The following is a 12,110-nucleotide window of genomic DNA, read 5'->3' on the forward strand; positions in this document are numbered from 1 at the left end:
GTCTCGCTCGCTCAGGCCGGCGTGCGGCGCAGCGGCGCCACGCGCAGCAGGGTGATGCGGTTGCGCTGCTTGCGCATCACCTGGAAGCGGAAGCCGTGGAACATGAAGGCCTGGCCCGGCTCGGGGATGATGCGGGCCTCGTGGATCACGAGGCCGGCGATGGTGGTCGCCTCCTCGTCCGGCAGGTGCCAGCCCATCGCCCGGTTGAGGTCGCGGATCGCCACCGTTCCCTCGACGCTGACCGAGCCGTCCGGGTTGCGGCGGGCGCCGGTGAAGGCCTTGTCGTGCTCGTCGGAGATGTCGCCGACGATCTCCTCGAGAATGTCCTCCAGCGTGACCAGGCCCATCACCTCGCCATACTCGTCGACGACGAGCGCGAAATGCTGCTTGCGGCGGCGGAAGGCCTTGAGCTGGTCGGGCAGCGAGGTCACGTCCGGCACGAACCAGGGGGCGCGGGCGATCTTCTCGACATCGAGCTTGGAGGTGTCGTTGCCGAGCGCGATCAGTTCGCGCAGCAGATCCTTGGCGTGCAGCACGCCGACGATGTTGTCCGGCCGCTCGCGCCACAGCGGCAGGCGGGTGTGCGGGGAGGCGAGCACCTCGTGGACGATCCGCTCGGGCGGCTCGTCGGCGTTCAGGCTCGCCATCTTGGTGCGGTGGACCATGATGTCGGAAACTTCCAGCTCGCCGAGATCGAGCAGGCCGCCGAGCATGTCGCGCTCGTCCTTCACCACGCTGCCCTCGCGGTGCAGAAGGTCGACCGCGCCGCGCAGTTCCTCGGAGGCGGAGAGCACGTTGGTGGTGGCGCCGAGCGGCACGCCCATGGCCCCCAATATGCCGCGCACCAGCGCCTCGATGGCGAGCGTCAGCGGCCCGAACAGGCCGACGATGAAGCGGATCGGCCCCGCCACCAGCAGCGAGACGCGGTCGGGGTGGTTGATCGCGATGGTCTTGGGCAGCACCTCCGAGAAGATGACGACGACGATCGTCATGCCCACCGTGGCATAGGCGATGCCCGCCGTGCCGAACCAGGCGAGCAGCAGGCCGGTGGTGAGCGAGGAGGCGGCGATGTTGACGAGGTTGTTGCCGAGCAGGATGCCGCCGATGAGCCGCTCGCGCTGCCCCATCATCCGGTTCACCAGCGCGGCGCGGGCATCGCCATTCTTCTCCAGCGCGTGCATGCGCGCCTTGGAGGAGGCGGTCAGCGCCGTTTCGCTGCCCGAGAAGAAGAAGGACAGCAGCAGGCAGATGACGACGGCGCCGAGTGCGAGCCAATCATAGGAGGTCATGGCGCCCTTTTATCCGCCCCTGCGCTCGCCCTCAAGGAAAGCCCGCACCTCGGCGGGATCGACGTCGCGGGCGATGAAGCTCTGGCCGATGCCGCGGGCGAGAATGAAGGTGAGCGCGCCGCGCGAGACCTTCTTGTCCTGGCCGATCAGGCCCATCAGCCCGTCGGTGTCCGGCAGTTCGCCGGGGATGTCGGCGATGCGGGTCGGCAGGCCGACGGTGCGCAGATGGGTTTCCACCCGCTCGGCATCCGCCGGGGCGCACAGGCCCTGCGCGGCGGAGAAGCGGAACGCCTGCGCCATGCCGACCGCCACCGCCTCGCCATGCAGCAGGCGCTGCGAGAAGCCGGCGCCCGCTTCCAGAGCGTGGCCGAAGGTGTGGCCGAGATTGAGCAGGGCACGGTCGCCGGTCTCCTTCTCGTCGCGGCTGACCACGGCGGCCTTGGAGGCGCAACTGGTGGCGATGGCCTCGATGCGCGCCGGCCCGCCGCCGAACACCGCCTCCCATTTGCGCTCCAGCCAGGCGAAGAAGGGGGCGTTGTCGATCAGCCCGTATTTGGCGACCTCGGCATAGCCGGAGCGGAACTCGCGCAGCGGCAGGGTGTCGAGCGCGCCGGTGTCGGCCAGCACCAGTATGGGCTGGTGGAAGGCGCCGACAAGGTTCTTGCCGTGGCGCGAATTGATGCCGGTCTTGCCGCCGACGGAGGAATCGACCTGCGCCAGCAGGCTGGTCGGAGCCTGCACGAAATCGACCCCGCGCCGCAGCGCCGCCGCCGCGAAGCCGGCGAGGTCGCCGACCACGCCGCCGCCGAGCGCGAGGACCAGGTCGCCGCGCTCGATCCGCGCCGCCAGCAGGGCGTCCACCACCTGCTCGAACACGGCGAAGCACTTCGACTTTTCGCCCGGCTCGACGATGACCGGCGTCGGGGTCAGGCCGGCCTCCCCGAGCGCGGCTTCGACGGTGCCGAGGTGGCGGTCGGCGACGTTGCGGTCGGTGACGATGCCGACGCGGGCGCCCGGCCGCAGCGCGGCGATGCGCGTGCCCGCCTCGGCGAGCAGGCCCGGGCCGATGACGATGTCGTAGGAACGCTCGCCGAGCCCGACGCGCAACTGCGTCAGCTCGGCGCCGCCGGGGGAGGCGGCCAGGGATGTGGCGGGCGTGTTCACGTCTCGTCTCCCGAACCCGGCGCGGCGAGATGGCAGCCCAGCGCCTCTATCACCGTGTCGACCATCATGTCCTGCGGCACGTCATGCGACACCACGGTGACGTCCGCCAGCGCATAGACCGGATAGCGCTGGTCGATCAGCCGCGCCAGCGTCGCCTCCGGGTCCCCGGACTTCAGCAATGGCCGGTCGTCGCGTCGGCGCACGCGGCGCAGCAGCACGTCCAGCTCGGCCTTCAGCCAGACGCTGATGCCGTGGCTGGCGATGGCGGCGCGCGTCTCCTCGATCATATAGGCGCCGCCGCCGGTGGCGAGCACCATCGGGCCGGCCTCCAGCAGGCGGGCGATCACCTTCTTCTCGCCGTCGCGGAAGGCGGGTTCGCCGTGCAGGGCGAAAATCTCGGGAATGGTCATGCCGGCCGCCTGCTCGATCTCGGTATCGGCATCGGCGAAGGGCAGGGCAAGGCGGCGGGCGAGGCGCTTGCCGACCGAGGACTTGCCGGCGCCCATCATGCCCACGAGCACGATGGAGCGCGCGCCCAGCAGCCCGCGCAGTCGCTCCGCCTTCTCGTCCTGTTCGGGGTCCGCCGTCATGGCACCATTCTCGCTCACCGAGCGCGGACTAGCACCGGTGCAGGGGTGACGCAATGCAGGGGTGACGCAATGCGAGGGCGGGGCAAAGCGAGAGGAGGCGCGGCGAAAGGCCGGCTGGTGTAACGCTCCGTTCAGACAGCGGTGGCAGGGTGGGATAGAACCCAGGGGTCCGTTGCTTCCGCCCGGCCGCCGAAAGGCCTTAGGATCGGCGCGACCCGTCCATCGAATCGCGCAAGGCCCGCTCATCCATGCCGAGCCTCATCCGTCTTCTCGTCATTCTCGGCATACTCGGCGGCATCGGCTACGGCACGCTGTGGGCCTTCGCCAATCTGGTGCAGCCGCAGACGCGCGAGATGAGCATCGTGGTGCCGCCGGACCGGTTCGCCAAATGAGCGCGCGACCGGCCGGCGGCGCGGCGGGGGCCGGCACGGCGCGGCTTTTCCTCGACATGATGGCGGCCGAGCGCGGCGCCGGGGCCAATACGCTCGGCGCCTATCAGCGCGACCTCGAGGATTATGAGGGTTTTCTGGCGACGCAGGGGACGGATGCGCTGGCCGCGCGCACGCCCCAGTTGCGGGGCTGGCTGGCCGCGCTCGCCGCCCGCGGCCTCGCCAGCGCCAGCGTGGCGCGCAAGCTGTCGGCGGTGCGCCAGTTTCACCGCTTCCTCTATGCCGAGGGCCATCGCGGCGACGACCCTGCCGCCGTGCTGGAAGGCCCGCGCCGCAGCCGGCCGCTGCCCAAGGTGCTGTCGCTCGACGAGGTGAACCGCCTCATCGCCACCGCGCATGAGCGCGCCGGCGAAGCGGTGCCGGGCTTTGCCGAAAGCGCGCGGCGGGCGCGCACGGCCTGCTTCATCGAGCTGCTCTACGCCACCGGGCTGCGCGTTTCCGAGCTGGCGGCGCTGCCGGCCTCGGCCGCCACCATGCGCGGCGAGGCGATCATCGTGCGCGGCAAGGGCAACAAGGAGCGCCTGGTACCGCTGGGCGAGCCGGCCAAGGCGGCGATGTCGGCCTATCGCGCCGCGCTGGAGAAGGTGGCGGCCCAGAAAGCGGTGAAGGACGCTACCGGCACGGGAGTGAAGGAAGCCAGGGAGCCGCGCGGGCGCTGGCTGTTTCCCTCCGGCGCCGCCAGCGGGCACATCACCCGCCAGCAGGTGGCGCTCGACCTCAAGGACCTCGCGCTGGCCGCCGGTCTCGATCCGGCCCGGCTGTCGCCGCATGTGCTGCGCCACGCCTTCGCCAGCCATCTTCTGGCGCATGGGGCGGAACTGCGCATCGTGCAGACGCTGCTCGGGCATGCCGACATTTCGACCACGCAGATCTACACCCATGTGCTCGACGAGCGGCTGAAAAGCCTGGTGCGCGACCTGCATCCGCTCGGCGACGGCAGCGGCGATTAAGCGCATTTGCGGGCTTGCCTTGACGTCGCCACCCTCTCGGGGCAGCTTCCGCGCGATTTCGCGGGTCGCCCGTCCGGGTGGACCCCCCTTTCCTGTGAGCCGGTTCAATCATTTCCGATGCGCAGCTACCTCGATTTTGAGAAGCCCGTGGCCGAACTCGAGGCCAAGCTGGAAGAACTGCGCGCCATGGCGGCGCAGGGCGACGCGGTCGCCATTGGCGACGACATCGCCCGCCTGGAGGGCAAGGCGCGGGACGCGCTGCTCCAGCTCTACGCCAATCTCTCGCCCTCGCAGAAGACGCAGGTGGCGCGCCACCCGCTGCGCCCGCACTTCTCCGACTATGCGGCGAGCCTGTTCGAGGAGTTCGACCCGCTCGCCGGCGACCGCAAATTCGGCGACGACCACGCGATTCTCGGCGGGCTCGCGCGCTTTCGCGGCCGCGCGGTCTGCCTGATCGGGCAGGAGAAGGGCTCCAGCACCGAGACCCGGATCAAGCACAATTTCGGCATGGCCCGCCCGGAAGGCTACCGCAAGGCGGTGCGGCTGATGGAACTGGCCGACCGCTTCTCGCTGCCGGTGATCTCGCTGGTCGACACTGCCGGCGCCTTCCCCGGCCTCGACGCCGAGGAGCGCGGCCAGGCCGAGGCCATCGCCCGCTCGACCGACGCCTGTCTTTCGCTCGGCGTCCCCAATGTTGCCGTCATCATCGGCGAAGGTGGCTCGGGTGGCGCCATCGCCATCGCCACCGCCAACCGCGTCCTCATGCTGGAACATTCCATCTACAGCGTGATCTCGCCGGAAGGCGCGGCGTCGATCCTGTGGCGGGACACCGCCAAGGCGCAGGAAGCGGCGATGAACATGAAGATCACGGCGCAGGACCTGCTCCGCTTCCATGTCATCGATGCCATCATCTCCGAGCCCCCCGGCGGCGCTCACCGCGCGCCCGAGGTGGCGATCGGGGCAGCGGGCGACGCCATCGAGGCGGCGCTCAACGAACTGGACGGGATGGACCCGGCGGCGCTGCGCAAGGCCCGCCGCGAGAAGTTCCTCGCCATCGGCCGGAACCTCTGAGTCGCCGGGCCCGGCGGCGGCGCGCCTACCCCCTCGCGAAGGGGTGATGTCGGTGGTATTGCGGGGCGGGATTGCGGACGCCCCCGGTGCGGTATAACGCTTTGGGCAGGCGCCCGCGGCGCGGCGCTTTCGGGGAGACTCCGGGGTTGAAGGTTCCAGGGTTTTCGAACCTCCTGCGCGGCACCCGCGAGCGGGGGTCTGGCGCGCGCTGGCGCGCGGCCCTGCTCGCCGGCTGCACCGCGCTGGTGCTGGCCGGCTGCAATGGCGGTGGCGGCTCCTCGCCCATGTCCAAGGCCAGCAAGACGCTGTCGCCGCAGACGCTGGCGCTGATCCAGCAGAAGGACATGACCAAGTCGAGCCCGATCGTGGTGCGGATCTTCAAGGAAGAATCCGAGCTGGAGGTCTGGAAGGAGACCACCAGCGGCGAGTACGCACTGCTCAAGACCTACCCGATCTGCCGCTGGTCCGGAGAATTGGGACCGAAGGTGAAGGAAGGCGACCGGCAGGCGCCGGAGGGCTTCTACACCATCACTCCCGGCCAGATGAACCCGAATTCCAGCTATTACCTCGCCTTCGATCTCGGCTTTCCCAATGCCTATGACCGGGCCTGGGGCCGCTCCGGCAGCAATCTGATGGTGCATGGCGACTGCTCCTCGCGCGGCTGCTACGCCATGACCGACGAGCAGGTGCAGGAGATTTTCGCGCTGGGCCGCGAGAGCTTCTATGGTGGCCAGCGCTCGTTCCAGGTGCAGGCCTACCCGTTCCGCATGACCTCCGACAATCTGGTGCGGCATCGCAACAATCCGAACCTCGCCTTCTGGAAGATGCTGAAGGAAGGCAGCGACGTGTTCGAATTGACCAAGGCGCCGCCGAAAGTGGATTATTGCGGCAAGCGTTACGTGTTCAACGCGACCCCCACCGATCCCGGCCGGAAGCTGCAGGCCTCCGCCCCGTGCCCGGACTACACCATGCCGGAAGGGCTGGCCGAGGCGGTCGCCGCCCGCCAGAAGGAAGCCAGCACGAAGATCGCCAGCGCCGGCGCGCTGCAGCCTGTCGCCCCGGTCAAGACCGGCAAGGATGGCGGCATGCACAAGGTGTTCCTCGCCAAGCTGGAAAATCCGGAGCTTTCCGCGCCGGGCTCGCTGCCGCCGGTGGTGAAGCCGCCGGGCAGCGATTACGGCGTGTCGACCACCGAGCCGGCGCCGGCCGAGAGCATCGCGCTCGCCACCGCCGACACGGTGAGCGAGACCGCGTCGGTGCCGCTGCCGGCGCCGCGTCCGGAAGACGCGCCGGGCGGCCCGCGCACCGCCGTGGCGGCGGCGCCGAGCGCGGGCGGGTTCTTCGACAATCTGTTCAGCGGCCTGTCGCCCGCGCCGGCAACGCCGGCGCCGGTCGAGACGACGTCGTCCGTCCCGGCGCCCACCTCGGCGCCCACGCCGACGCTGGCCCCGGCCCGCCCGGACGCGGCGCCGGCGGATACCGAGGCGAAGCCGGCGGAGCGCACGGCATTGCCGCAGGTCGCCTCGCTCGATGCCGGCAGTAATGGCGGCTTCCTCGACAGCCTGAAAAACTGGTTCGGCGGCAGCCCGCCGCCGGCGCCCGCTGCCGCGGAAGCAATCGCGGACGTGCCGATGCCGCCCTCGCGCCCACCGGTGCCGCGCCAGGCCTCTACCAGGCCCGCCGCGGCCACGCCCGCCGTGCCGTCACCACCGGCGCCAGCTACCGCGACCAATGCTGACGCGGCGGTCACGCCGGCCCTGCGGCCTTCGGTGGCCGCCTCCGGCGGTGAACCGCTTTACGGCGCCGTGCCGACGCTGCCAGGCGCGGCCGGCATCGTGGCGCCGGGCAGCTTCTCCTCGGTGCAGTAAGGCCGATCAGGGCTGTGTTGCCGTCGTCGGGGGCTTCGTGTCGCCGGCCAAGCACCTTACGTCGGAGCACGCCGCCAGACGCGGGCGGAGCGCGGCAACGCCGGCACAAGGCCCGGTGCCGCGCCATGCGCGGGCGACAGGCGGCAGGGCCGGCGGCGCCGGCTTCATGGCGCCGCTGCGATGCGGGTTCAGATCGTCGTGCTTGCCGAGGAGCCGCCCAAGCCGATAGGTAGAGGCGAGGTCGTTGCGCAGGCCGTCAAGGCGGTCGCGTTACCGATCCGCGCGGCGTCTCAAAGCCGGGTCCGGTGGCTTCGACGCGCTTTTTCAGCCTGTCCTTCGCCGCGCCGCTGTTCGCCGTCCATCAAGACCGCACGGCACGGCAATCGCCTCAGACGAACTTGCCGTGGCAGTGCTTGTACTTCAGGCCGGAGCCGCAGGGGCAGGGCTCGTTGCGCCCGACGCGACCCCAGCTCGACGGGTCGTCGGGGTTGCGGGCCGGGGCGGCGGCGTCGGGGGCCGGCGCCAGCGTCGCCTCGCCGGAAATCTCGGCATCGGCGAGCGCGAACTCGTCCTCCCCGGTCGCCGCGTCGATATGGTGCGGCGCCATGGGCGGCATGTCGTCGGTCTGCGGCGCGGCCATCACCTCCACGCGCATCAGCTGCGCGGTGACAGCCTCGCGCAGGCTGGCGAGCATCGCCTCGAACAGCTGGAAGGCTTCCGACTTGTACTCGTTCAGCGGGTCGCGCTGGGCGTAGCCGCGCAGGCCGATAACCTGGCGCAGATGGTCGAGCGTGACCAGATGCTCGCGCCAGAGATGGTCCAGCGTCTGCAGCAGGATCGACTTCTCGACATAGCGCATGATGTCGGGGCCGTATTTGGCGGCCTTCAGCGCCATCGCCTCGTCGGCCCGGCGCTGCACCCGCTCGCGCATCTCCTCGTCGGCGATGCCTTCCTCGGCCGCCCATTCCCTGACCGGAAGGTCGAGGCCGAGCACGCGCTCCAGCGCCTCGGCGAGGCCGTCCGTGTCCCACTGCTCGGGATAGGCGTTGGGCGGGACGTGCTTGACGACGAGGTCGTCGATGACGCCGTGGCGCATCTCGGCGACGGTCTCGGCGACGTCCTCGTCCTGCATCAGTTCGACGCGCTGCTCGAACACCACCTTGCGCTGGTCGTTCATCACGTCGTCATATTTCAGCAGGTTCTTGCGGATGTCGTAATTGCGCGCCTCGACCTTCTGCTGCGCCTTTTCCAGCGCGCGGTTGATCCAGGGATGGACGATCGCCTCGCCCTCCTTGAGGCCGAGCTTCTGCAGCATGCCGTCGAGCCGGTCCGACCCGAAGATGCGCATCAGATCGTCTTCCAGCGACAGGAAGAAGTGCGAATGGCCGGGGTCGCCCTGGCGGCCGGAGCGGCCGCGCAGCTGGTTGTCGATGCGCCGGCTCTCATGGCGCTCGGTGCCGATGACATAGAGGCCGCCGGCTTCCAGCGCCTTGGCCTTGAGCTTGGCGATCTCCTCGCGGATGCCCGCCTCGGCGGCGGCGCGCTGCTCGCCTTCCGGCATGTCGCCCAGCTCGTGCGAGATGCGCATGTCGGCATTGCCGCCGAGCTGGATGTCGGTGCCGCGGCCGGCCATGTTGGTGGCGATGGTGACGGCGCCGGGCACGCCGGCCTGGCTGACGATGTAGGATTCCTGCTCATGGTGGCGGGCGTTGAGCACCGCGAACACCTGATCGTCCGTCGTGCCCTGGTCGCCGTCATAGAGCGGACGGAAGGCGTCGGGATCGGAGAAGTCCTTCTGCTTGAAGCCACGCTTCTTCAGCAGATCAGCCAGCAGTTCCGACTTCTCGATCGAGGTGGTGCCGACCAGCACCGGCTGGCCGCGCGACTTGCAGTCGGTGATGAGGTCGATGATGGCGTTGTATTTCTCGGTCGCCGTCCGGTAGACCTCGTCGTCGTCGTCGACGCGGCGCACCGGCAGATTGGTCGGGATCTCGATCACTTCGAGACTGTAGATATCCTGGAATTCCGCCGCTTCGGTGTTGGCCGTGCCGGTCATGCCGGCCAGCTTCTCGTACATGCGGAAATAATTCTGGAAGGTGATCGAGGCCAGCGTCTGGTTCTCGGGCTGGACCTGTACCCGCTCCTTGGCCTCCAGCGCCTGGTGGAGCCCTTCCGAATAGCGGCGGCCCGGCATCATGCGGCCGGTGAACTCGTCGATGATGACCACTTCGTCATTGCGGACGATGTAGTCCTTGTCGCGCTGGAACAGGGTGTGGGCGCGCAGCGCCTGGTTGACGTGGTGGACCACCGAGACGTTCTCGATGTCGTACAGGCTTTCGCCCTTGAGCAAGCCGGCGTCACGCAGCAGGGTCTCGGTCTTTTCCATGCCGGCTTCGGTCAGCGCGACCGAGCGCTGCTTCTCGTCGACCTCGTAATCTTCCTTCGACAGCTTCGGGATATAGGTGTCGATGGTATTGTAGAAGTCCGAGCGGTCGTCGAGCGGGCCGGAGATGATCAGCGGGGTGCGGGCCTCGTCGACCAGGATCGAGTCGACCTCGTCGACCACGGCGTAGAAATGCGGGCGCTGCACCATCTGGTTCAGCTCGTATTTCATGTTGTCGCGGAGATAGTCGAAGCCAAGCTCGTTATTGGTGGCGTAGGTGACGTCGCAGGCATAGGCGGCGCGGCGCTCATTGTCGTCGAGGCCATGATGGATGATGCCGACGGTGAGGCCGAGGAAGCGGTAGACGCGCCCCATCCATTCGGCGTCGCGCTTGGCGAGGTAGTCGTTCACGGTGACGACGTGGACGCCCTTGCCGGTCAGCGCGTTGAGATAGACCGGTGCGGTGGCCACCAGCGTCTTGCCTTCGCCGGTGCGCATCTCGGCGATGCCGCGCTCATGCAGCACCATGCCGCCGATGAGCTGAACGTCGAAATGCCGCTGCCCCAGCGCCCGGCGGGCGGCCTCGCGCACCGTGGCGAAGGCCGGCACCAGCAGGTCGTCCAGGCTGGCGCCGTTCGCCAGCTGCTCGCGGAAGGTGACGGTGCGGGCGCGCAGCTCCTCGTCGGAGAGCGCCTTGATCTCGGGTTCGAGCGCGTTGATGGCCGCGATCCTGGGCTGATAGCCGCGCACGCGGCGGTCGTTAGCCGATCCGAAGAGCTTTCGCGCGAGAGCGCCGAACATGAGGCTTCCAATCCGAGTCCGCCAGGATCAGGTGTCGGACGGGCGGTGACGGGCCGCCCCATCCTCTTGAGCAAGCTGCGGGCGCGAGCGCGCGGGCTGAGCCTCATCGAGACGCCATTTGCGGCCGAAATGGGTCTGCGAGGCCGGGCCGTCGCGAACGGCTTGCGGGTTCTTGCGTCACATAAGCGCGAGTGCCGGGGAGAACCCACGCCGCGTGCCACACTTATGAACGGGTTTGGGGGTTGTCAATCGCGGGCCGGACGACAGTTTTGCTTCAGCGCGAGGTGTCGCGCAGGCGGGCCACGCCCCGGCGCGCCAGCGGCGAAATATACGGCGTTGGTAATCATAGGCGCTTGCAACCTTGGCCGGGCTGGGTCAGCTTTCGCGGCCCCCGCGGCCAAACCGAAATTGAGGAACGTTCCATGACCCGTCATTGCCTGCACGCCGCGACCCAGGCGTCTGTTCGCCCCGCCGCCGGCCGGGCCTCCGCCGGCCTGTTGCGCGCCGGCCTTCTCGCCGCCCTGATCGGCACCGCCCTCGTTCCGGCGCTGCCGGCGCTGGCCCAGGACGCCGCCAAGCCGGCGGCCGCCGCGGCCACCCAGGGCGACGACCCGGTGCTCGCCACCGTGAACGGCACGCCGATCCGCCGCAGCGACGTGACGGCCGCCGCCGCCGAACTGGCGCCGAACCTGCCGCAGCAGATCCAGGGCGCCGCCCGCGACGAATATGTGCTCGGCTTCCTCATCGACCTCAACGCCATGGCGCAGGCCGCCGAGGCCGAGAAGCTCTACGAGACCGATGCCTTCAAGCGCGAGATGGACTTCATCCGCAAGCGCGTTCTGATGCAGGCGATCCTGGAGAAGGCGACCAAGGCCGCACTCACCGACGAGGCCATGCAGCAGACCTACAAGGAGGCGGTGGCGCAGCAGAAGCCGGAACAGGAGGTGCACGCCCGCCATATCCTCTTCCGCGCCGACCCGGCCGACAAGGACGCCTCCGCTGCCGCCGAAAAGAAGGCCGAGGATGTCGAGGCCCGCCTGAAGAAGGGCGAGGACTTCGCCAAGCTGGCCGGCGAGCTGACCGAAGACCCTTCCGGCAAGAAGGATGGCGGCGATCTCGGCTTCTTCACCAAGGAGCAGATGGTGCCGGAATTCGCCGAGGTCGCCTTCGCGCTGAAGCCGGGCGAGGTGTCGAAGCCGGTGAAGACGCAGTTCGGCTGGCACGTCATCAAGCTGGAGGAAGTCCGCGAGCGGCCGGTGCCGACCTTCGAGGAGGTGAAGCCGCAGATCGAGCAGTTCGTGGCGCAGAAGGCGCAGGCCGAAGTGGTGCAGAAGACCCGCGACGCCGCCAAGGTGGAGAAGACCGAGGCGGCGCCGAAGCCCGCCGACCTGATCACCCAGCCGGCCGCGCCCGCCACGCCGGCGCCGTGAACGGCATCGCGCGGCGAGCGGGCGACAGCGCCTAGAGCGCTTTCGAGCGAAATGGATACCGGTTCGGGGCAGGAAAAACGCGTGAGTTCGAAACGCCGGAGCTTCCCCGATTCAA

9 protein-coding genes are annotated in these 12,110 nt (G+C 69.2%); 5 read left to right on the forward strand and 4 right to left on the reverse strand.

From position 1 onward, the window contains the following. Positions 1–11 precede the first annotated feature (11 nt). Genes KHC23_RS18095 through KHC23_RS18105 form a run of 3 tightly spaced genes read right to left on the reverse strand, consistent with a single transcriptional unit; the run spans position 12 to position 3,043 of the window. Positions 12–1,289, reverse strand: coding sequence for an HlyC/CorC family transporter (locus KHC23_RS18095; RefSeq protein ID WP_213374322.1), 1,278 nt, complete (start codon positions 1,287–1,289; stop codon positions 12–14). Positions 1,290–1,298: 9 nt separating this feature from the next. Further along, positions 1,299–2,453 (reverse strand): 3-dehydroquinate synthase, encoded by a 1,155-nt coding sequence (gene aroB, locus KHC23_RS18100; protein ID WP_213374324.1) that lies wholly within the window; start codon positions 2,451–2,453, stop codon positions 1,299–1,301. Continuing rightward, positions 2,450–3,043 (reverse strand): shikimate kinase, encoded by a 594-nt coding sequence (locus KHC23_RS18105; protein WP_213374326.1) that lies wholly within the window; start codon positions 3,041–3,043, stop codon positions 2,450–2,452. The genes aroB and KHC23_RS18105 overlap by 4 nt, the downstream gene beginning before the upstream one ends. Before the next feature lie 248 nt (positions 3,044–3,291). Here KHC23_RS18105 and KHC23_RS18110 point away from each other — a divergent pair, with 248 nt between their 5' ends. The 4 genes from KHC23_RS18110 to KHC23_RS18125 all read left to right on the forward strand — a co-directional run bounded on the left by KHC23_RS18110 (position 3,292) and on the right by KHC23_RS18125 (position 7,381). Next, positions 3,292–3,435, forward strand: coding sequence for a hypothetical protein (locus KHC23_RS18110; protein ID WP_213374328.1), 144 nt, complete (start codon positions 3,292–3,294; stop codon positions 3,433–3,435). Continuing rightward, the gene (locus tag KHC23_RS18115) at positions 3,432–4,442 is read left to right on the forward strand and encodes a site-specific tyrosine recombinase XerD (protein WP_213374330.1); all 1,011 of its coding nucleotides are present in this window, start codon (positions 3,432–3,434) and stop codon (positions 4,440–4,442) included. Before KHC23_RS18110 ends, KHC23_RS18115 begins: the two co-directional genes overlap by 4 nt. Before the next feature lie 117 nt (positions 4,443–4,559). After that, the gene (locus tag KHC23_RS18120; protein WP_213374332.1) at positions 4,560–5,513 is read left to right on the forward strand and encodes an acetyl-CoA carboxylase carboxyltransferase subunit alpha; all 954 of its coding nucleotides are present in this window, start codon (positions 4,560–4,562) and stop codon (positions 5,511–5,513) included. A gap of 146 nt (positions 5,514–5,659) precedes the next feature. After that, the gene (locus KHC23_RS18125) at positions 5,660–7,381 is read left to right on the forward strand and encodes a L,D-transpeptidase family protein (RefSeq protein WP_213374334.1); all 1,722 of its coding nucleotides are present in this window, start codon (positions 5,660–5,662) and stop codon (positions 7,379–7,381) included. Between the two features lie 388 nt (positions 7,382–7,769). Here the strand turns inward: KHC23_RS18125 and secA are convergent, their stop codons facing one another. Further along, the gene (gene secA, locus KHC23_RS18130; RefSeq protein ID WP_213374336.1) at positions 7,770–10,565 is read right to left on the reverse strand and encodes a preprotein translocase subunit SecA; all 2,796 of its coding nucleotides are present in this window, start codon (positions 10,563–10,565) and stop codon (positions 7,770–7,772) included. A 422-nt stretch (positions 10,566–10,987) separates the two neighbouring features. Between secA and KHC23_RS18135 the strand changes: the two genes are divergently transcribed. After that, on the forward strand, positions 10,988–11,995 hold the full coding sequence (locus tag KHC23_RS18135) for a peptidylprolyl isomerase (protein ID WP_213374338.1): 1,008 nt from the start codon (positions 10,988–10,990) through the stop codon (positions 11,993–11,995). The last annotated feature ends 115 nt before the right edge of the window (positions 11,996–12,110 follow it).

This window comes from Ancylobacter dichloromethanicus, from assembly GCF_018390645.1.
Lineage (GTDB): Bacteria > Pseudomonadota > Alphaproteobacteria > Rhizobiales > Xanthobacteraceae > Ancylobacter > Ancylobacter dichloromethanicus.